The 19674-nt window shown below is 43.4% G+C and carries 22 protein-coding genes; 2 read left to right on the forward strand and 20 right to left on the reverse strand.

Annotated features, from left to right (window positions below; all coding sequences use genetic code 11):
- Positions 1 to 2 precede the first annotated feature (2 nt).
- From NFR56_RS06725 to NFR56_RS06775, 11 genes are all read right to left on the reverse strand, one after another.
- On the reverse strand, positions 3 to 656 hold the full coding sequence (locus tag NFR56_RS06725; protein WP_134974483.1) for a uracil-DNA glycosylase: 654 nt from the start codon (positions 654 to 656) through the stop codon (positions 3 to 5).
- A gap of 130 nt (positions 657 to 786) precedes the next feature.
- Positions 787 to 2289, reverse strand: coding sequence for a glycosyltransferase-like membrane protein (locus tag NFR56_RS06730; RefSeq protein ID WP_251458211.1), 1503 nt, complete (start codon positions 2287 to 2289; stop codon positions 787 to 789).
- A gap of 79 nt (positions 2290 to 2368) precedes the next feature.
- Positions 2369 to 2563, reverse strand: a complete 195-nt coding sequence (locus tag NFR56_RS06735; protein ID WP_134974484.1) for a hypothetical protein — start codon at positions 2561 to 2563, stop codon at positions 2369 to 2371.
- Positions 2564 to 3061 carry a hypothetical protein gene (locus NFR56_RS06740; protein ID WP_223324760.1) on the reverse strand — a complete coding sequence of 166 codons (498 nt, stop codon included), beginning with the start codon at positions 3059 to 3061 and terminating at the stop codon, positions 2564 to 2566.
- Between the two features lie 66 nt (positions 3062 to 3127).
- Positions 3128 to 3619 carry a DUF3592 domain-containing protein gene (locus NFR56_RS06745; RefSeq protein ID WP_134974486.1) on the reverse strand — a complete coding sequence of 164 codons (492 nt, stop codon included), beginning with the start codon at positions 3617 to 3619 and terminating at the stop codon, positions 3128 to 3130.
- A gap of 55 nt (positions 3620 to 3674) precedes the next feature.
- Complete coding sequence (locus tag NFR56_RS06750) at positions 3675 to 4274, reverse strand: hypothetical protein (RefSeq protein ID WP_134974487.1); 600 nt, start codon at positions 4272 to 4274, stop codon at positions 3675 to 3677.
- A gap of 142 nt (positions 4275 to 4416) precedes the next feature.
- Positions 4417 to 5049, reverse strand: a complete 633-nt coding sequence (pyrE, locus tag NFR56_RS06755; RefSeq protein ID WP_023917983.1) for an orotate phosphoribosyltransferase — start codon at positions 5047 to 5049, stop codon at positions 4417 to 4419.
- Between the two features lie 145 nt (positions 5050 to 5194).
- Positions 5195 to 5887, reverse strand: a complete 693-nt coding sequence (pyrF, locus tag NFR56_RS06760) for an orotidine-5'-phosphate decarboxylase (protein WP_013903499.1) — start codon at positions 5885 to 5887, stop codon at positions 5195 to 5197.
- 180 nt (positions 5888 to 6067) lie between these two features.
- The gene (locus tag NFR56_RS06765; protein WP_134974488.1) at positions 6068 to 7006 is read right to left on the reverse strand and encodes a dihydroorotate dehydrogenase; all 939 of its coding nucleotides are present in this window, start codon (positions 7004 to 7006) and stop codon (positions 6068 to 6070) included.
- 10 nt (positions 7007 to 7016) lie between these two features.
- Positions 7017 to 7823 carry a dihydroorotate dehydrogenase electron transfer subunit gene (locus NFR56_RS06770; protein ID WP_251458213.1) on the reverse strand — a complete coding sequence of 269 codons (807 nt, stop codon included), beginning with the start codon at positions 7821 to 7823 and terminating at the stop codon, positions 7017 to 7019.
- Between the two features lie 185 nt (positions 7824 to 8008).
- Entirely contained in the window at positions 8009 to 9433 is a 1425-nt protein-coding gene (locus NFR56_RS06775) for a DUF6688 domain-containing protein (protein WP_251458215.1), read from the reverse strand.
- A gap of 243 nt (positions 9434 to 9676) precedes the next feature.
- Here NFR56_RS06775 and NFR56_RS06780 point away from each other — a divergent pair, with 243 nt between their 5' ends.
- A complete protein-coding gene (locus NFR56_RS06780; protein WP_003003594.1) occupies positions 9677 to 10585 on the forward strand; it encodes a LysR family transcriptional regulator in 909 nt (302 codons plus the stop codon).
- Positions 10586 to 10623: 38 nt separating this feature from the next.
- On the opposite strand, the gene NFR56_RS06785 is transcribed toward NFR56_RS06780, so the two are convergent.
- The 9 genes from NFR56_RS06785 to rpiA all read right to left on the reverse strand — a co-directional run bounded on the left by NFR56_RS06785 (position 10624) and on the right by rpiA (position 18634).
- Positions 10624 to 11355, reverse strand: coding sequence for an NAD-dependent protein deacylase (locus NFR56_RS06785; protein ID WP_251458217.1), 732 nt, complete (start codon positions 11353 to 11355; stop codon positions 10624 to 10626).
- The gene (locus tag NFR56_RS06790; protein WP_251458220.1) at positions 11356 to 12123 is read right to left on the reverse strand and encodes a Gbs1250 family HEPN protein; all 768 of its coding nucleotides are present in this window, start codon (positions 12121 to 12123) and stop codon (positions 11356 to 11358) included.
- The gene (gene deoD, locus NFR56_RS06795; RefSeq protein WP_251458223.1) at positions 12123 to 12833 is read right to left on the reverse strand and encodes a purine-nucleoside phosphorylase; all 711 of its coding nucleotides are present in this window, start codon (positions 12831 to 12833) and stop codon (positions 12123 to 12125) included. Before deoD ends, NFR56_RS06790 begins: the two co-directional genes overlap by 1 nt.
- 354 nt (positions 12834 to 13187) lie before the next feature.
- Positions 13188 to 13898: a type 1 glutamine amidotransferase gene (locus NFR56_RS06800; RefSeq protein ID WP_151191505.1), complete on the reverse strand. Its 711-nt coding sequence runs from the start codon at positions 13896 to 13898 to the stop codon at positions 13188 to 13190.
- Complete coding sequence (locus tag NFR56_RS06805) at positions 13895 to 15130, reverse strand: chloride channel protein (RefSeq protein ID WP_251458226.1); 1236 nt, start codon at positions 15128 to 15130, stop codon at positions 13895 to 13897. Before NFR56_RS06805 ends, NFR56_RS06800 begins: the two co-directional genes overlap by 4 nt.
- Before the next feature lie 4 nt (positions 15131 to 15134).
- On the reverse strand, positions 15135 to 15944 hold the full coding sequence (locus NFR56_RS06810; RefSeq protein ID WP_251458229.1) for a purine-nucleoside phosphorylase: 810 nt from the start codon (positions 15942 to 15944) through the stop codon (positions 15135 to 15137).
- 12 nt (positions 15945 to 15956) lie between these two features.
- The gene (locus NFR56_RS06815) at positions 15957 to 16502 is read right to left on the reverse strand and encodes a DUF1697 domain-containing protein (protein WP_251458231.1); all 546 of its coding nucleotides are present in this window, start codon (positions 16500 to 16502) and stop codon (positions 15957 to 15959) included.
- Position 16503: 1 nt separating this feature from the next.
- Positions 16504 to 17715 (reverse strand): phosphopentomutase, encoded by a 1212-nt coding sequence (locus NFR56_RS06820; protein WP_049506518.1) that lies wholly within the window; start codon positions 17713 to 17715, stop codon positions 16504 to 16506.
- A 247-nt stretch (positions 17716 to 17962) separates the two neighbouring features.
- Entirely contained in the window at positions 17963 to 18634 is a 672-nt protein-coding gene (gene rpiA / locus NFR56_RS06825; protein WP_251458234.1) for a ribose-5-phosphate isomerase RpiA, read from the reverse strand.
- Between the two features lie 206 nt (positions 18635 to 18840).
- Between rpiA and NFR56_RS06830 the strand changes: the two genes are divergently transcribed.
- On the forward strand, positions 18841 to 19329 hold the full coding sequence (locus tag NFR56_RS06830; protein WP_251458237.1) for a sporulation protein: 489 nt from the start codon (positions 18841 to 18843) through the stop codon (positions 19327 to 19329).
- The last annotated feature ends 345 nt before the right edge of the window (positions 19330 to 19674 follow it).

Here is a 19674-nt window from a genome sequence, read left to right on the forward strand (position 1 = left end):
TCCTATCTTAACCAATCAATCGGCTCACGTCCCGCCTCTTTCAAAAATTGATTGGTTTTTGAAAAGGGTTGGGAACCAAAGAATCCTCGGTAGGCCGATAAAGGACTTGGGTGAGCTGATTCAAGGACTAAATGTCGATCGTTGGTAATCAGAGGCTTTTTCTTACGGGCATAAGATCCCCAGAGGATAAAGACAACTGGCTCCTCCAACTCATTGACCACCTTGATCACAGCATCTGTGAAAGGCTCCCAAATTTGACCAGCATGACCATTGGCCTGACCAGCTGGCACTGTCAAACAGGCATTGAGCAAGAGCACTCCTTGCTCTGCCCAAGAGGTCAGATCATGGGAACGCTTCTCTCCGATATCTGAGCGCAATTCTTTGAGAATATTTTGCAAAGAAGGCGGCTCTGGTACATGATCCGGAACAGAAAAACTTAAGCCCTGCGCTTGATCCGGTCCATGGTAGGGATCTTGGCCTAAGATCAAGACCTTGACCTGATCCATCTCTGTCGTCTGCAATGCCTTAAAGACCTTGTCACGCGGTGGATAAACCACTCCTTTGCTATAGACTTCATTCATAAAGTCATTGATCTGGTGAAAATACCCTTCTGGAAGATGGGATTTGATGGCTTCATGCCAGGGTGAATGCTGCATGGAAACTCTCCGCTATCCAATAAATTCTTACCTTCCATTATACCACATTTGGTGCAGATCTACTGGATAAAAAAGAGGCTGGACATTTTTGTCCAACCTTTATTACTGCCTGTCAAACAAGCCAGAGCTTTTATGTATTTTCTTTCTTGGTAAATCCTGCTAGACCGATCGAAGCGACTAGTAAAATTTGCGGTAAGAATTGGATGAGGTAGCGGGTCTTCCCACCTTCAAAGATGGTTAAGAAGAGCAAACCACCAAAGACTGCTAAGGAAAGGAAGTTAAAGTCATCTGTATCTCGACGTTTGAGATAAGCTCCAACCAAACCAGCCGATAGGACGATCCAGATCAGCTGCTTGACAAATTCATAATACTTGTACTGCGGTCGATCAATGCTGAGGAAATAGGTCCGCACCCATTTTGCCAAACCATTATTTTTAGTCAGAGGTGCATAGAGAGGATTGATAAAAGGCGTCTTCTCATACTCTACATCTCGGTACAGCCAGCCCAGGGTCCCTTCTGCTACTGTCAAAGATTGCTTGTAGTAGATATGCCCGATCAAACCGAACGGTCCGTACTCCTTGAGACGGCGTTTGATTTCTTTGATCACATTTTCTTTTTTAAAGAGGCCATTGTTGTAATCCGAGCGCTTATCCTCATCGATATAGGCTAGCAAGCCTTCTTTCATATCTTCTTGGTTGTGCCCCATATCTGTCAAGCCCAGATTGATAAACAAGAGCGGTCCTTTAGCCAACCCTTCTTGTTTCAAGATCGGTACAACTCTTTGATGATTGACCGCTGTATTCAATCCTGCAAAGACAAAGCCCGTCATCATCACGGTCACCGTAGCAATCTTGCCAAAGGCCTTCCAATTTCCTCTGAAGAAGAGCACAGCCCAAAAGGCAATCATGACAATAATCGTCGTTGGACGGATCAACATGTTCACGCCAGATAAGATTCCCAAACCAACAATCTTCTTCCAGGAGACTGCTTGATCTTTCTTCAAGAGATCCAAGGCCCACCATAACTGAAGAGCGATCAAAGGAAGTGGCGGAATGTCCGTATACATGGAATAGAAATACGGCGAGTAACAGATCAAGCTCACATAGAAGAGATAGACTAGATCAGCCGTTTTTTGATTGAAATGCTTCTTACATAGCTTATATAAGAGAACTGCACCCAGATTGACATAGAGGATATTGAGAGCCTGCATGACCCACAGACCGCTAGAGCCAAATAAGACATAGAAAAACTTCTCGTAAAGAAAGAGCGGAATGTTATTGGGATTGCGACTAAGGTAGTTGGTGATAGAGGATTGCTTAAGAAGATCAAAAGCCCCTTTGAAAACAACCGCAGCATCCCGACGGATAAAGAGCTCCGCACAGACCATGACGATCAACTGAAAGACAACCGCTCCAAGCAAGAAGCCTTTTTTGTGTCGGGTCAACCAAGCAAAGGCACTCTTTAGCCCATCGCGTTTCAACCAGGCTAGCAGAAATAGCAATCCAGCACCTAAAATGGCTAGCCATGAAATCTCTCTCAGATAGGTCACACTGATCAAAAACCAGTGGACCATCACTAGCAACATGACAACATGAAGCATCCCAAATAGAATACGTTTACTTTTCGATAACATAGGTCCATTATATCAAAAAAACAGCATTTCTGCTGTTTTGGGGTGGTACGAAATCATTCAGGTTGGGGAATAATCTTAATTATTTAGGGTCTTTCTTAAAATCAAACTCTATTTCCCGAGGCTCTGTGAATTCAAGGCCTCTATAAAAAAGAACAACCAACAAATATAAAATCAATCCCAAAAACAAGCCCATTTGAACAAAATATGCTAAAAACAGAACAATAGAGCTTAAACAAACAAGGGCAAACAATTGACGTTTTCTCATTTTTCGCATTCACCACACCTCGGTTCCATTTGCTGTTTTTTGAAGATACTCTGTAGGCTTTATCTGACCAACAAATACTAGTTCTGCTTCATTTTTCTTAACAAACCGTTTCAACTGCACATATCTAGCAATAGCGACCAGCCATAAAGTGATCATAACTGCAAATAGAAACAAAAAGACATTTATCGCCCCTTCTCTAACATTCAAATCAAGATTTGCTTTCCCAAAGAAAAGGTCCATGGGAAGGATCTTTCTAAATGTCCTTGCTAATAATAGGCCTAGTGGAACACCAATCAAAGAATAAATATTTGCTGGTGCTTTCTTTGAAAAAATTTGATCTTTAAACGAATGGTTGGTCTGGTACACTTTTCGGTACTTGTCGAAAGGGATTTTACTATTGCGTTTGACGATGAATTCTTCCCCTTGATCTGTCACCAACAAAAAGTACCCCCAGAGTGGCCTTTTCCCATTCAAACTGATATTAAAACATTGACCTCTTTTGATCATTGAAAATCCTCTCATTCAACCAAACATATATGAATGTGCTTTTTATTTCAGATAGGTCGGAACAATTCAACCTAACAAAGCTAGAATACATACTAACCCAAGATAAATTCCAACCGTTAGAATCATTCCGATTTTATAGAAACCGACTAAGCCGGCATATCGTTCGACAAAACCGATCTGTGGGTCGACTGGATTATAAAAAACTGTCATAGGAGACCCAATTGGGAATATCATCCGCAAATCCAGATTTTTGCCGGCTCCAAGAACATAGGTTCTATCGAAAACATTGGCCTGCCTAGATTTGGAAGAAGTCTCCCTAAAATAAGCGTAGGAAAAGGTCTTTTGGTATCTTTCACCCTCGACTTGATACTCCACCACAGGCAGAGAAATAAGCAGTTGATTTTTGTAATCAAAAGCAACTACTTCTCCCAGAACTTTTGCGGTTGATTCTGTTTTCACTTTTATTTCACGACGATACAAGGTGTAAAAGATAAGCAGCATGATCAAGAAAACAAGTGTCAGAATGCCCAACCTAAGCCAGAATGTTGTTACTGTCATTGATTTTTTACCCTTTCACATAAACTTGTTGGTTTCAAATCCCTTGAAAAAATTTTTACTCTCCTCTTTTCAACCAATTCTGTTGCTGTGCTTTTTCTGCAAGATCTTTTGCTTTATTGAGATCTAGTGAATTTGAATCTGATGGGGCATTAGATTCGATCTCTTCCTTCAATTCTTGTAAAGTTTGAACATCTTTCGGGGTTAAATTAGAGACTGTGCTAGATTCTTTTTCTGTCGAATTTTCTGGCACAGACTGGATCTCTCGATAGGTATTGATCACTTCAGTTCCTGCGTCTGTTGTCGGAAGAGGACGATAGAACATGAAGAAGCCAATAATGACAATCAGAAGAGCCGTAGCTGATACCAAAAAACCTTTCTGCAGATTCTCTGTAGTTATTTTAGTATCTTTAGTAGACAAGACTTTCCAGTCTGGATGTTCTTCCTCAGCTTCTTTTTTGGCGTTGAAAGCAGGGGTAACCAAGAATTGGTTCATCAAGGTCAGTGCCCCCAAGGCCATCAATAGAAATGGGATATGACGTGATTTACTAATGACCACTAAAATTCCTCCCGCAATAGCAATCAAACTAATGATGATATTGACGGTAAACCAGACCCGAGCCTGCTTCTTCATTTGCAAATAATGTTCTTTTGTCATCTTATTCTCCCTTAAAAATAGTTTTTCCTTCATCCATAAAAACAATTACTACTATCATACCGGATTTTACTTTGAGATTCAAGTTAACCACCAACTAGTGAAAATAGTATAAAAAAGAAGCGTTAGAAACGCTTCCGTCCTATTATTTATCTTGCCAAGTTTCTTGGTTTTCCTTGAAACGGTGCAACAACTCTAAACCTTCAGAAGTGATGTAACCTTGTTCTTCTGCCAAATGAATCAATTCTGTATAGTTAGACAAGGTTTCAAGTTGAACGCCAGCTTCCGCAAATTTCTTATCGGCTTTCTCCAATTGGTAGGTGAAGATAGCTACGACACCAAGAACGTCCGCCCCTTCACGCTTGGCAGCTGCGACAGCATCCAAGACAGATCCACCAGTAGAAATCAAATCTTCCACTACGACCATCTTTTGACCTTGTGGTACACGGCCTTCAATTTGATTACCAGCACCGTGGTCTTTTGGTTTGCTACGGATGTAGGCAAATGGCAAATTCATCTTGTCCGCAATAATAGCTCCGTGAGGAATCCCAGCAGTTGCTGTCCCTGCAATCACTTCTACTTCAGGGAAAGCTTCCTTAATTTTATCTACAAATCCATTTTCGATCAAGGTGCGAGTTTCTGGATAAGCGAGTGTTACACGGTTATCTGTATAAATTGGGGATTTGATCCCAGATGCCCAAGTAAAAGGTTCTTCTGGTTTCAAATAAACCGCTTCGATTTTCAAAAGATGGCTAGCAATATCTTTAGCTAATGACATGATGACTCCTTTTTACGATTTTAATCATATACGAATTAAATCATTTTTTGATTTAAACAACAACATTTCAGGTTAGTGAATAGTTTAGGAAAGATCCCATCGAACTTTCCGTAGAACGTCTAAGAAGCTGTGCTTCAAGACGTTCTTAACTATTCCACTGTCTCTTAATTTCATGGTAAGCGTCCCATGGGTTTTCTGCTTGGATGATTGGGCGTCCAACGACAATATAGTCAGATCCAATTTTATGAGCTTCTTGTGGCGTCATGACCCGTTTTTGGTCGCCGATTTCAGCTCCAGCAGGACGAATCCCTGGTGTTACACAGACAAAGTCTGATGAAGTGGCATCCTTGATCAAGGCTACTTCATGGGCTGAACAGACAACGCCATCCAAGCCTGCTTCTTGGGCCTTGCGAGCATAATTAACTACAGACTCTTGGACCGTTGTTTGGATGTTTTGGCAATCACGCATGTCTTCTTCACTAGTAGAAGTCAACTGGGTCACGGCTACCAATTTAGCTCCTTCACCAAGAGCTGCCTTGGCTTCGCGCATCATCTCTACACCACCGGCTGCGTGGACCGTCACCATATCTACTCCGAAGGTCCCCAGTACGGACATGGCTGATTTGACTGTATTTGGGATATCATGCAATTTTAAATCAAGGAAAATGCTGTGTCCAAGCCCTTTGAGGTAATGTACAATTTCAGGACCAACTGCATAGAAAAATTCCATTCCGATTTTTACAAATAATTTTTCGTCTTCTGGAAAATGCTCTAAAAAGTTTTTGACATCCTCGAAAGCTGGGAAGTCAAGGGCGATAATAGGACGTTCTTCACGCATGGATTACTCCTTTTTTTGATTGATCATTTTATCTACAAAAAAACCTTGCCCGAGGCAAGGTTACACGAAAATTAGGTAGGAACAACTACCATGATTCACCGTCTAGACCTTAGGAGCCTCTCTGGACTGCTTTAAAGGTTTTTATTTATTGTAGTACGATATTTGGGAAAAGTCAAGGATTTACAGTAGATTTTCCCGTACATGTTTTCGGAAGTTCTCAAGGGTGTCAATACCATAGCGATCCATGACCTGTGGCAGATCTTCTATGATGGTTGGACATGCATAAGGATCAGTGAAATTAGCGGTTCCAACTCCAATTGCAGAGGCACCAGCAATCATCATTTCAATGGCTGCTTCTGCTGAATCGACGCCTCCCATTCCGATAACCGGAAGTTTAGTGGATTGGGCAACCTGACGGATAAGTTTTAAAGCAACTGGGAAAACGGCTGGACCCGACATGCCTCCGGTTCCATTAGCAATGATAGGCTTACCAGTCTTGAGGTCAAAGCGCATCCCAACCAAGGTATTGATCATGGTCAAGCCAGTCGCCCCTGCATCCTCTGCTGCTTTTGCGACCTGCGTGATGTCTGCCACACTAGGCGTTAACTTGACATAGACAGGGACTGAGGACGCTTCTACCGCTGCTTTCACAGCCGCATAGGCCAACTCAGGAACCTGCCCGATTAAGAGACCATTGTTGCCATGGTCTACGTTTGGACAAGAGATATTGAGCTCAATGGCCTTGACATTTGGCGCTTGCGAGATCTTGCCTGATACCGTCGCATACTCTTCGTTGGAGAAGCCAGCTACATTGGCAATAATTGGAAGCTCTGGATAATGTTGGGCCAACCAAGGAAGTTTTTCTGCTAAGACCACATCTACGCCTGGATTTTGGAGCCCAATAGCATTGAGCATGCCTGCAGGCGTCTCGGCGACACGTGGCGTTGGATTACCAAAACGAGCCTCAGCAGTTGTTGCCTTGATCATGATGGATCCAAGCAAGTCTAAGTCATAGTATTTGGCATATTCTTGACCAAAGCCAAAACAGCCAGAAGCCGGAATGATTGGGTTTTTCAAGTCTAATCCTGGTAAGGATACAGCTAATCGATTACTTGTCATACTTTCCTCCCTACATCACAATCGTACCGGTTTCAAAGACCGGTCCGTCTTCACACACGCGCTTATTGGCTGCTTGGCTTTCATTTTCTAAATGCACCACACAGGCATAGCAAGCACCCATCCCACAGGCCATACGCGATTCCATGGAAATATAGGCGCGAGGATGGTCATGGAATTTGGTATTGACATATTTGAGCATACCAGGGGCTCCACAAGAATAGATAGCGTCAAACTCCTGGTCCATCTGATCAATGACCGTAGAGACATAGCCCTTAGTGCCATAAGTCCCATCATCTGTCGTTACAGTGACATGAGCAACCTTAGAAAGCTCTTCTTCCAAAATAACGGCTTCTTTGGTCGCAAAGCCGACAACCACTTCAACTTCCACCCCTTGCTCATGGAGTTGTTTGGCCACTTGGACCAAAGGAGGAACACCGATCCCACCTCCAATAATCAAGGCTTTCTGACCTTGGCCGAGATTGGTGAGATCAAAGCCATTTCCCTGCGGCCCCATGACACTGAGTTTGCTACCAATTGGCAATTGGGAAAAGATAGCTGTCCCCCCACCTTCGATGCGGTAGATCAAGCGACACGTCTGTGTCTCAAGATCAATCTCAGAAATTGAAATCGGACGGCGAAGGAGCTTGGCCCCATCAGGGACGCGGATATGAAGGAATTGACCTGGCAGCATCTGCGCCACCATTTCCCCCTTTAAGATCATAGAATAGATGCGGGGAGCGATCTCTTCTTGAGCGACTAGCTCCATCTCCTCCATCATGATTTTTCCAAAGCGTTTTTTACAACTGTCACTGACCATTGGTTTCCTCTTCTTTCTTCCAGCAAAAAAGACCTCGCAAAAGCAAGGTCCCACAAATGATCAGCTAGACTCCGTCCGCTGATCTTTTTTCTGTCTTTCCTTGCAGGCCTCTCTGGACCTCTTAAAGGTTAAATTTGTCTCATTATATCGCGCTCCTTCTCGCTTGTCAAGTAGAAATCGGTGACTTAGGAAGCTTTCTTGGGATCAAAATTTTCTGGAATCGGCTTGATGTATTGCATAGCGATTCGGTTTTCTGGCTTGCGATCGACCAAGTAGAGAACCAACAAGAAGATCCATTCCAGGGGCTTCATTAGATAGTAAATGACATCCATAGCCCATTTCTTCTTGATATGTTTGGCAAAGGGATAGCCATAGCGGTCGTAATTGCGACGCAAGAAGCGATGGAATCGTGGCGTCTTTTCTTCTAACACCTGCTCAAAGGCATTGGCAATACAAAGCTGGCGATTGACAACAACTGGATGGCCGTGGCGGACACCCATCCGCTGGGGCTTGACAACTTTTTCATGCCCACCAGCCGCAACCGTACAGAGATAATGCTCATCAATGATGAGATTCTGAGGAGGGATCTTCTGTGAGAAGGCCCAGTCAGCTGTATTGGTCCAGGCCTTGATCATAGAATCCGGTTGCTGCCCAAAGAGCATGAGAACGAGGACAACGAGAGCAAGGGTTGGAAGGGCAACAAGAACTGCAAGCCATGGCCAGTTGCGCGACTTGTTTAAGAGCTGATGGAGCCATTGAAGTAGACGATTCTCATAGCTTATCTCTGTTCGATCTTCCTGCCAATCCTTGATGCGAACCCATAAGAGATGGATGGAATAGATCAGTAAGAAAAAGGTGTGAAAACTTGCTACCTGCAGTTGATTATCAAAAACTAAAAGAAGAACCACTCCTCCTAGAATACCACTGATGCAGAAGACATTTGCTAACGGCGAAAGTGAATTCGCATCCCGGTAGGAATAGATAATCAAGGCTAGTAAAGTAAGAGCTGCCAGTGTGAAGAAGGTCGGATAGGCGCCAGACCAGATCAGGGCATGCTTCTGAGAATTGATCAAGGGCTCATTCCATTCGTAAAAGGTCATATCCTTGACAATGAAAATAAAAATCGCTTCTAGAAAGCAGCCAAAGAGTCCAAACCAAAGAACAATTGTAGGCTGTTGTTTTTTCTTTTTGATAGGCTTAGGACTCGGTGATTCAATTGTGAATGCGTCATCTTCTCTTGCCTCTTCTCCTTCCTTTGGCCCTCTCTCTTCAAACAGATCCGGATCTTTGGGAGCTTCTTCCTCTGCTTCTTTGAACTGGATGCTGGACCACCGCCCAATCCCATAGATAATGACAAAAATATTGGGAACAAAGAGGGCTACGGTTAGACCGTAGGGCAAGAGCTTCATCGTAAATGAAATGATCTCCCAAACACTAAATTGGATGAATGGATCCGATAGAGCATAGATCGACTGACTAATGACCAAATAGATGTAAAAGACCAATAGAATCAGTGCATTGGTCACAAAATTGATCTGCAACAGACCTGCTGTGAAATGGGTTTCCAATTCCTTATCCTTTTTCTTATACCAGGAAACTAGTTTTTTCATAAGATCTCCTCAATCAATTTTTTACCATTCTATCAATCAGATCTTATCTTAAGCAAGGCAAAACTGTATTTTCCCATCAAAATCAGTCCCCAGATGGAGATTTTGTTCCCAATTTTCTATTTTTTAAATATTTGATCTAGCCTACTTCCTATTACCTCCCTCAGCCTGCATTATACTCTGATACAGTCCTTGAAAGACCACATTTTACGGGAAAAACGCGCTTTTTTATGTTAAAATAAAAGCATGAGAATACAACAATTACAATACATTATCAAAATCGTCGAAACCGGCTCTATGAATGAGGCCGCTAAACAACTCTTCATCACGCAACCTAGCCTTTCCAATGCCGTCAAGGACTTGGAAAATGAGATGGGGATTGAAATCTTTATTCGGAATCCTAAAGGGATCACTTTGACCCGCGATGGGATGGAGTTCCTCTCTTATGCCCGCCAGGTGGTGGAGCAGATTGACCTCTTGTCCGAGCGTTATAAAAATCCTGTGGGTTCTCGTGAGCTTTTCAGCGTCTCTTCACAGCACTACGCCTTCGTGGTTGAGGCCTTCGTTTCACTATTGAAGAAAAGCGACATGGAAAAATACGAGCTCTTCCTACGGGAGACGCGGACTTGGGAGATCATCGATGACGTCAAGAATTTCCGAAGCGAAGTTGGAGTTCTCTTTTTGAATAGCTACAACCGGGATGTCCTCTCTAAGATGCTGGATGATAATCACCTGATTGCCACCCACCTCTTTACAGCGCAACCTCATATCTTTGTCAGCAAGACCAATCCTCTTGCCAAGAAAGAGATCGTCCACTTGTCTGATCTGGAAGATTTCCCATACCTTAGCTATGACCAAGGGACCCACAATTCCTTCTACTTCTCAGAAGAGATCCTCTCTCAAGAGCATCATAAGAAATCCATCGTCGTCAGTGACCGGGCGACCCTCTTTAATCTCTTGATTGGTCTGGATGGCTACACCATTGCGACCGGGATTCTCAACAGCAATCTCAACGGAAATAACATTGTCTCCATTCCCCTTGATATCGAAGACCCAATCGAGCTGGTCTACATCAAACATGAAAAAACAGCCCTCTCAAAAATGGGAGAAAAATTCATCGAGTACTTGCTTGAGGAAGTGAAGTTTGATAAGTAAAAAAATATCTGAGTGATCCATGTTCACTCAGATATTTTTTATTGTCTTAATTGTGAAAATACTTCCCCAATTTTTCCTTCAATAACTAGGTCTGCTTGCTTGTCTTGTGGGATACTGGTTTTATTGATGACAACCAGCTTCTTCCCTCGGAAATACTGAATCAAACTGGCTGCTGGGTAGACCACAAGAGAGGTTCCACCGATAATCAGCAGATCAGCCTCTTGAATGGCTTGAGCAGCTTGGCTAAAGACGTCCATATCCAGAGGTTCCTCATAAAGAGTCACATCAGGTTTGACCACCTTGCCACAGTCCAAACAGTGTGGAACCGGGCCTTCTAAAGCTAGAAAGGCCTCCAAATCATAAAATCGCTGGCAACCCGTACAGTAATTGCGGTCGGCACTGCCATGGAGCTTCAAAACTTTTTTAGAACCAGCCATTTCATGTAGACTATCAATATTTTGTGTCACCACTGCCTTGAGCTTACCGGTCTCCTCAAGCCGAGCCAGATACCGATAGGCTGCATTGGGCTTGGCATCTGGGTAGAGCAAGTACTTCTTGTAAAAATCGAAAAAGTCCTCTGGATAGCGCTCAAACATGGTATGGGAGACCAATTGCTCGGCTGTCAAATGCCGCCCTACCTGAACACTATAGACACCGTCTGAGCTTCGAAAATCTGGAATATTTGACTCCGTGGAAACTCCTGCCCCTCCGAAAAACACAATCCGTTGACTCTGATCAATCATCTCCTGTAGTTGAGCAATCTTATCCATCTACTTCTCCTTTAGTAGTTCTTCCATGACAGCATTGGCCTGATCAAAATAAAAGTTAACTTGATCATAATGGATGCCTGTATAGCTTGCAAGGTCAATCAAATTCTTCATAAAATCCTGAGAAGAGAAACCCGTCGTCCGATGGAGCTCTTCCTCATCAAAGGGCTTGATCAAGTGGGCCAGGGGGTTGCGAACTGATTTTTCTAACTCCCGCAATTGTTGGGCTTCAACTTTGACGCTATCTGGAAAATCCAACTGCACAATCAACTCCGTCAAACTGGACGAATTGACCACACTTTCGCTGTGGAATTGCTGCAGGATATGGTTGTCGGACGCATGCAGGCTCTCAAACTTCCAACGGTCATAACTGGATTCTTTAGAGTTATGGATATAGTTGGTAATATCAGGAATTTTCAACTGAATCAATCGCATAAAGATCCGATAGATAGCTGGGCTAACGGCACGAACAAAGTCAATAATCTGCTCATTTCGCAACTTCGCCTCTAAGTCATAAAGGTAGTTGGCCAACTGTTCATCTTCTGGATCTTCATGCCAAAAAAGCTGAAAACCAGTCGCTTCTAGCAACTCGGTTCTCAACTTTTGATTCATGACAGGTTGGATATTAAGCTCTCGACGCTCCGCCATTAACTGTAGTAAGCTCACCAACAAATCCGGTACTTCTTCCTGCTGCTTGATAGAGCGCAGAGCCCGGCTGTAGTGATAATTTTGGAGATCGTAGAGCCATTCATCATGAAAGAATTTTGCCATTAGTCTGCAATCAAGGTCTCAAGACCAACTTTCATCATGTCTGTGAAAGTATTTTGACGTTCTTCAGCACTTGTATCCTCATCTGGATTGACCAAACTGTCTGAAATAGTCATGATAGCAAGCGCATCAACATGGTGTTGAGCAGCAAGATAGTAAAGAGCTGCTGCTTCCATTTCTACAGCTTTCACACCCCATTTACCAAGCTCGATGTTCTTTTCACCGTAGTTTGAGTAGAAAACATCTGATGACAAAACATTACCAACGTGAGTGGTCATACCAAGATCTTTGGCAATATGGTAAGCCTTGTCTAAAAGATCAAAGCTAGCGATTTGTGGGAAATCGTATTGAGGCCAGTCGTTACGGATGATGTTTGAGTTGGTTGCAGCAGCTTGTGCCAAGACCAATTCACGGACGTGGACATCGCCATTCAAAGAACCAGCTGTACCCACACGGATCAATTTCTTCACGCCGTAGTCCACGATCAACTCACGCGCATAGATGGAGATGGATGGCATCCCCATTCCAGTACCCATGACAGATACACGGTGACCCTTGTAGGTACCGGTGTAACCAAACATGTTACGGACTTCGTTGAAGCAGACAGCGTCTTCAAGGAAATTCTCAGCAATAAATTTCGCACGAAGAGGATCCCCAGGAAGAAGAATTTTATCAGCAATTTCACCCTGCTTAGCAGCAATATGGATAGACATAGTTTATGATACAAAGAGCGACCAGAAAGCGACTGAAAATTAGGAATCTGACGAGAAATCCTGATTTCTCAGTCAGATTATCTATTTTCCGAGCTTTCCGCTCGTGTTCAAATTAGAACACATGCTCTACCTTTCTTTTTTATTTTTTTAGAATAGGCGTTAAAGAGGCAAAGTAAAAATAGGAAACTGACGACGCATCGCAGATGCTAGACAGTTTATCTTTTTTACACAGTTCTCCGCCCGTATTCAGTTCAGCGAATACGGTTAACCCATCCTTTCTTTTTTTATTGAATAATTAGGAGAGCTTTCCGCTCGTGTTCAAATTAGAACACATGCTCTACCTTTCTTTTTTATTTATTTTGTTAATGAATCCAAAAACGCAAAGAGTTTGGCATTCATTTCTCGATAATCGTAAGCACGAATGGCTTCAGGTTTTTGAACAAAGGTCAATTTTTGACTTTGTTCTTCCAAAACTTCTTCACCGTCAGCAGCAATCAAGAGATCGACTGCTTCTGGATCAAATTCCAAGTGGGCTTGGAAGGCATAATGTTTCGGACTAAAGCGAATCATCTGACGTGGACACCCTTGACTGGTTGCAAGAACGACAGCATCTTCTGTCAATCCTGGCATATCACCATGCCAGTGACCAGTTTCAAGAGTTGCTCCAAACTCACCGACATGCGGATCTGTGAGTCCTTCAGGCGTCAAGGTCACAGGATAAACCCCAATCTCACGTTCTGGACTGTGCTCATACTTCGCTCCATAGGCGACAGACAGGAGCTGGGCACCAAGACAGACCCCAACAATATAACGATCAGCCTTGATGGCTTTTTGAATCAGCTCAATCTCTGCCTGAGGATCGTAGTATGGAAAAGTTTCCCGATCTTCATCTGGCGATTGAGGTCCTCCCATGATGATCAAAAAGTCGATCTCATCCACTGTCTCTGGTAAGACTTCATTCTCATAGACTTTGGTCGTGGTTACCTGATGGCCACGCTCCTGCGCCCATTTTAGATAAGCGCCCGGCACTTCAAAGGTTTCATGCAGTACAAAATGTACCTTCATCGTTTCTTCTCCCATCTCTTTCGAATCACGTAAGACAGACCAGCCGCAAGTACCAGCGGGATTGTCAAACTCAAAGACTGCCCTGTAAATCCAAGGCTCAGCGCAATGGCTGTCAGAGGAGCTTCTAGGGTCGTCCCTAAAAAGACTGTAGCTCCAAGTAACATCCCTATAGCTGGATCCAGATGAATCCCAAGGACTGTCAAAAGCAAGGTCACTAGATAGCCAGATCCAATCCCTAAGGCAAATGATGGTGTCAAGGTACCCCCATAAGCACCATTGCGCAAGAGAAGGTAAACCAGAAGTCCCTTCACTGCTAGAGTCAGTGGAAGATAAGGAATCGACTGGCTAGACAAGAGGGCTTGTGCTAGTACCTGGCCATTTCCCATAAAGATAGGAAAAAAGGCTACTAGGCTCCCCAGCACTAGAAAGGCTAGAGGAAGAGCCCAAAGAATCGTCCTATCCTTCCGCCGTTTGTGACTAGCCCGCTTGGCGAGGAAAGCAAAGACCAGAGCCAAGGGAGTGACCAAGAAAGCAATCACAATAGCCTGTAAAAAACTGCTAGCCGACCATGAGACAGCGGACAGTTGATAAATGGCCTCCTGACCAACGATGGACTGAGCGACCCAGGTGGCCAGATAAGTACTGGTCAAAATCAGTAGAAAGTACTGCCAACTGAAGGCGAGCCCTAAGGTCTCAAAGACAAACAAGCTACTGGCAAAGGGGACCTGATAGACCGCAGCCAAACCGGCTCCAGCCCCACAGGCGATCAAGACTTTTCGCTCTTTGAGAGCTAGTGAGAATCCCTTCGCCAAGCGACCAGCTAGAAGAGCCCCGACCTCACGTGGGGCTCCTTCTTTTCCGACCGATGCGCCTGCTCCAACAATTGCCACCTGCATCCCTGAATGAAGGAGGTGGGCTAAGGGCGCTGGTTCCCTGTCTCCAGCTAAGTCAATTTGCTTGCGAATAGACAGGATCTGATAACGCCTTTGCAGGACATACCAGAAGCCAGCTGCCAAGCACCCAGTCACACACAAAACCAGAAATCTACGGAGACCTCCTGCTGCTTGAAATTGCTGGAGCAAATCCGACTTATCTTGACCAAAGGCCAGCCCTTGCACCCCTTCTAGTAGATAATGACAGGCAATTCCGACCAGACCTGTCCCAATCCCTAATGATAAGGTGGCTAGAAGCAACCTCAGCCCGTAGGGCAGACTTTGGAGTCGTACTTTCATTGGATTAGAGTTCAGCAAGAATCGCTTTTAGCAATCCTTTGAAGTCGCCTTTGACGCGCTCTGTCACTTCTACTACTTCTTCGTGGTTGAGCTCTTCTTGGAAACCAGCCGCAAAGTTGGTAATACATGAAATACCAAGAACCTTCAAGCCAGAATGCGCTGCAACGATGACTTCAGGAACGGTTGACATACCGACAGCATCTGCACCAAGCGTCTTGTAAGCACGGATTTCAGCTGGAGTTTCGTATGTTGGCCCAGTCACACCGATATAAACCCCATCATCCAATTTGATACCCAATTTGTCTGCTACTTTATGAGCAGTCTCACGATATTCTGGAGTGTAGGCTTTTGACATATCTGGGAAACGTGGACCAAAGTCATCCAAGTTTTCACCGATCAATGGGTTTTGACCAGTCATATTAATGTGGTCTGTGATGGCCATCAAAGTACCAGGACCAAAGCCGATACCACCGGCAGCGTTGGTAACAAGAACCCCTTCACAGCCCAAAACTTTCATGACACGAACTGGGAAAGTCACTACTTCTAGTGGGTTTCCTTCGTAGAAATGGAAACGTCCTTGAAGGGCCAAAACCTTACGTCCAGCAAGATCACCGTAGACCAATTTACCAGCGTGTCCGACTACTGTTGAACGACCCCAGTTTGGAATTTCAGAGTAGTCAACTACGACTGGATTTTCGATTTCTTCAGCCAGTTCTCCAAGACCTGATCCAAGGATCAAGCCAAACTCAGGCGCTTCCATTCCTTTGCCTTTCAAAAAAGCAGCTGTATCATTGATTTTTGCTAATAATGTCATTGCATATCTCCTTTATGATTTCCTTAAAAATTGGCCAATTTTGTCAAATGTATTGGCATTGCGAATGGTCAACAAACGGTAATCCGGCATCTTGAGGACTTGTCTGTGGTAAGCGGTCTTTGTATAGGTCTCTTCTGAGTATTTGCCCCAGTAGATCCCTAGATTCCCACGATGGATGATTTCATCACCGAGCGAAAAAGAAGAGACCAGCTCCCAGACAGCATCCTGATCGAGGCCTTCTGTGTAAAAGAGAACATCCTTGCGGGCCAGATCCTCCTGCCACCAGGCTGGTAGAGCAGCGAGTTCTTGCGCATAGTCCTCAGCTGAAAAGAGAGAAAAAGACTGGATAAAGGGGTAGTGATCACGAAAGAAATGTCCCAGCAAATCTACCAATTCTTCTTTAAAACCTGCTGATTCAAAGAAGATATTGCCACTATTGATGTAGGTCTCTACCCCATCCAGCCCGATCGTTTGAAGCTCCTCTCGAAGTTCTGCCATCACGACCTTGTTTTTCCCGCCAACATTGATCCCTCTTACGAGGAGAGCGAAGCGTGTCATCTTAGTTCAATTTGTCTAAGAAGCTTTCACCGATCATGGCTTTTTCAACACCAAAGTTATCTGCAATTGTCGCAGAGATATCAGAGAAATGTCCGACTGGAATCACACCATTGCCCTTGAAGGATGGGCTATAAGCCAAGAATGGAATGTATTCACGCGTATGGTCTGTACCAGCATAGGTTGGGTCATTCCCGTGGTCTGCAGTGATCATCAAGAGGTCATCTTCACGCATCGCTGCAATGATTTCTGGCAAGCGTTCGTCAAATTCATGCAAGCAATCGCGGTAGCCGTGAGCATTGCGACGGTGACCGTAAAGAGCATCAAAGTCTACCAAGTTGGTAAATGAGAAGCCTTCTTGGAACTCAGGAAGTCCCATGGTCTTAATCAAGGTATCCATACCGTGGCTATTTGATTTGTTGTGGCCCATATCGTGGTTGATACCAGCTCCGTTGAAGATATCGTTGATCTTACCAACTGCATAAGTATCGATACCCGCTTCGTTCAACTTGTCCAAAACAGTTGGCGCAAATGGTGAAACAGCCAAGTCACGACGGTTGGCTGTACGTGTAAAGTTTCCAGGTTCTCCAACATAAGGGCGGGCAATGATTCGACCAAGAAGAGCTGGACGTTCCAAAGTGATGGAACGAGCGTATTCACAGATACGGTAGAGTTCATCCAAAGGAATGATGTCTTCGTGAGCTGCAATTTGAAGGACAGGATCTGCTGATGTATAAATGATCAATTCACCAGTTTCCATTTGACGTGGTCCAAAGTCATCGATGACCGCTGTACCAGAATAAGGTTTGTTGGCTTCACGGATGACCTTACGTCCTGAGAATTCTTCAATTTTAGTCAAGATTTCTTCAGGGAAACCATTCCAGAAAGTATCAAAAGGTTCTGTAATGTTGAGCCCCATGATTTCCCAGTGACCAGTCATGGTGTCTTTCCCAAGAGAGACTTCTTGCAATTTTGTCGCATACCCAGTTGGGTTGCTTTCAGCTGGCACAGTCTTCAATGGTACTTCACGAGGAATATTCCCAAGACCGATTTTCGCCATGTTTGGTACATTCAAACCGACTGTTTTAGAGATGTGGCCTAAAGTATCAGATGCTCCATCTGGAACTCCTGCATTGACAAAGTTATTGGCATCTGGTGCAGCACCGATCCCAACTGAATCCAGCACAACTAAGTGCATGCGTTTAAATTTTGACATATACTGCCTCTTTCCTTTATTAAACTAGCTATATTATACCATATCCCTATAAGAAGAGAGCCGTGTTAGATCCGAGGCTGGGACAAAAGTCCTAGCCTCTCAATTATTTTTGGATTGTCGAGCAAGACGCAGTGGTTGAGTGGGCTCTACTACGCTGATTTCATCAGCTTTTACAGCCCTACTCAACTGTGCGGAGGTGGGACAACGAAATCGAATTCTAACGAATGACCGATTTCTGTCCCACTCTCTATTTTTCAATGATGACAGGGCCATCTGGTGTCCCTACAATCACTTTTGAAATCATGTTCAAGAATAAACCGTGCTCTACGACGCCTACGGTGTGATCCAATTCATTGGCTAGAGCTTCTGCATCCTCGATTACCTTGAGATCCAAGTCAATGATAAAGTTACCTTGGTCGGTGACAAAACGTTGGTCATCCGCGAGACGGAAAGCAGGATGGTAACCTTTTTGCTCAAAGTGACGGAAGAGATTTTCAGCCCCGTATTGCACTACTTCCACTGGAAGTTTGAATGCCCCAAGAGTTGCGACTTGTTTGGATTCATCCACGATCCAAATGCAATCTTTTGAATTGGTTGCGACGATCTTTTCCATGAGGAGAGCACCACCGCCACCTTTGATCCCATTCAATTGAGGATCCACTTCATCTGCGCCATCCACTGTCACATCGACCACTTTGACATCGTCGATAGCCTTGAGCGGGATGCCTAAACTTTCAGCCTGATCATAGGTCACACTCGAAGTTGTGACAGCTGTGATCTGCAAGCCTTCTTCTTTGATGCGACGACCCAATTCAGCCACAAAATAATAAGCAGTTGACCCTGTACCGAGACCGACAATCATGCCGTCTTTGACAAACTCAGCCGCTTTAATTCCTACCTGTTCTTTTAGGTTTACCATCATAGACCTCCTTTTATATTCTATTACAGTATAGCATATTCTGTAAGAGATTTCACTAATTAATTGAAAACCTTTCCAAGTTATAGTTCTAAAAGCAAAACCTTGCCCGTCCGCTGACTTTACGATAGAACATATTATGTTGTTATATTCTTTAAAATTTGTTATACTTAATTAAATTAATAACTATTAATAAACGGGTGAGAACTATGAAAAAGATTATTTACATTCTTACAATATTTTCTGCACTATTATTTTTATTTGCTTGTTCAAAAAACTCCTCAGAACCAAAATCATTTGAAGATTATATCTCCACTACAGATTTCACTGACTTTAAATATGATTCAGAAAATGACATTTATATTGTTAGCATTGATTTAAATAGCTCTATCAGTGATGAAAATGCAATTCAAAACTTTAATGATTCAATTTACGATGTTATCCATGCTGATTCAAAACCAGATAAAGATGTTGTTTTTAGGGCTTGGGATGGTAGTATAGCCGCCTCATTAGTTTATTTTAAAAAGGATAAATTTAATTCATTAGCTGATGAAGTTTTCAATTCAACCAGTACATATTTAAAAGCTGATGGATGGCAAACAATATCAAAATTCGGGCAATACCAGGAATCAAATGATCATTCTGATGATTCAACAACTGAAAATTTATTATTTAATCTTGCTATGATTAGTAAATAAAATAAGCAATTTAGAATGCTTAGCAAGTGTTTTTAACAAAATAAGAACAATTTAATCTTATCAATTATTTAAGTTATTTATGAAACTTTCCGCCGTGAGTAAAGTGCCTAGATCAATTAAGTTCTAGGCACACGGAATTATTGAGACCTTAGGCTCAATAATTAGTCATGGAACTTCGAAGAAGTTCGCTGACGTCCGAACTCACATAAGGAAAGTTTTTTTAATGACTTTTCTTCAATTAAGTTCTCTTAATATTTTTTAATAGATAAAAGTTTACTTTTCAAAAGTTTTAAAACCTTGCCCGTCTGCTGACTTTACGATAGAATAGAGATGAATCTACAGGAA

The organism is Streptococcus caecimuris, assembly GCF_943193075.1.
GTDB lineage: Bacteria > Bacillota > Bacilli > Lactobacillales > Streptococcaceae > Streptococcus > Streptococcus caecimuris.

Excerpts from the sequence above, each read along its gene's own strand:
- NFR56_RS06725 (WP_134974483.1), bottom strand. The coding sequence starts at position 656 with ATGCAGCATTCACCCTGGCATGAAGCCATCAAATCCCATCTTCCAGAA.
- NFR56_RS06730 (WP_251458211.1), bottom strand. The coding sequence starts at position 2,289 with ATGTTATCGAAAAGTAAACGTATTCTATTTGGGATGCTTCATGTTGTC.
- NFR56_RS06735 (WP_134974484.1), bottom strand. The coding sequence starts at position 2,563 with ATGCGAAAAATGAGAAAACGTCAATTGTTTGCCCTTGTTTGTTTAAGC.
- NFR56_RS06740 (WP_223324760.1), bottom strand. The coding sequence starts at position 3,061 with ATGATCAAAAGAGGTCAATGTTTTAATATCAGTTTGAATGGGAAAAGG.
- NFR56_RS06745 (WP_134974486.1), bottom strand. The coding sequence starts at position 3,619 with ATGACAGTAACAACATTCTGGCTTAGGTTGGGCATTCTGACACTTGTT.
- NFR56_RS06750 (WP_134974487.1), bottom strand. The coding sequence starts at position 4,274 with ATGACAAAAGAACATTATTTGCAAATGAAGAAGCAGGCTCGGGTCTGG.
- pyrE (WP_023917983.1), bottom strand. The coding sequence starts at position 5,049 with ATGTCATTAGCTAAAGATATTGCTAGCCATCTTTTGAAAATCGAAGCG.
- pyrF (WP_013903499.1), bottom strand. The coding sequence starts at position 5,887 with ATGCGTGAAGAACGTCCTATTATCGCCCTTGACTTCCCAGCTTTCGAG.
- NFR56_RS06765 (WP_134974488.1), bottom strand. The coding sequence starts at position 7,006 with ATGACAAGTAATCGATTAGCTGTATCCTTACCAGGATTAGACTTGAAA.
- NFR56_RS06770 (WP_251458213.1), bottom strand. The coding sequence starts at position 7,823 with ATGGTCAGTGACAGTTGTAAAAAACGCTTTGGAAAAATCATGATGGAG.
- NFR56_RS06775 (WP_251458215.1), bottom strand. The coding sequence starts at position 9,433 with ATGAAAAAACTAGTTTCCTGGTATAAGAAAAAGGATAAGGAATTGGAA.
- NFR56_RS06780 (WP_003003594.1), top strand. The coding sequence starts at position 9,677 with ATGAGAATACAACAATTACAATACATTATCAAAATCGTCGAAACCGGC.
- NFR56_RS06785 (WP_251458217.1), bottom strand. The coding sequence starts at position 11,355 with ATGGATAAGATTGCTCAACTACAGGAGATGATTGATCAGAGTCAACGG.
- NFR56_RS06790 (WP_251458220.1), bottom strand. The coding sequence starts at position 12,123 with ATGGCAAAATTCTTTCATGATGAATGGCTCTACGATCTCCAAAATTAT.
- deoD (WP_251458223.1), bottom strand. The coding sequence starts at position 12,833 with ATGTCTATCCATATTGCTGCTAAGCAGGGTGAAATTGCTGATAAAATT.
- NFR56_RS06800 (WP_151191505.1), bottom strand. The coding sequence starts at position 13,898 with ATGAAGGTACATTTTGTACTGCATGAAACCTTTGAAGTGCCGGGCGCT.
- NFR56_RS06805 (WP_251458226.1), bottom strand. The coding sequence starts at position 15,130 with ATGAAAGTACGACTCCAAAGTCTGCCCTACGGGCTGAGGTTGCTTCTA.
- NFR56_RS06810 (WP_251458229.1), bottom strand. The coding sequence starts at position 15,944 with ATGACATTATTAGCAAAAATCAATGATACAGCTGCTTTTTTGAAAGGC.
- NFR56_RS06815 (WP_251458231.1), bottom strand. The coding sequence starts at position 16,502 with ATGACACGCTTCGCTCTCCTCGTAAGAGGGATCAATGTTGGCGGGAAA.
- NFR56_RS06820 (WP_049506518.1), bottom strand. The coding sequence starts at position 17,715 with ATGTCAAAATTTAAACGCATGCACTTAGTTGTGCTGGATTCAGTTGGG.
- rpiA (WP_251458234.1), bottom strand. The coding sequence starts at position 18,634 with ATGGTAAACCTAAAAGAACAGGTAGGAATTAAAGCGGCTGAGTTTGTC.
- NFR56_RS06830 (WP_251458237.1), top strand. The coding sequence starts at position 18,841 with ATGAAAAAGATTATTTACATTCTTACAATATTTTCTGCACTATTATTT.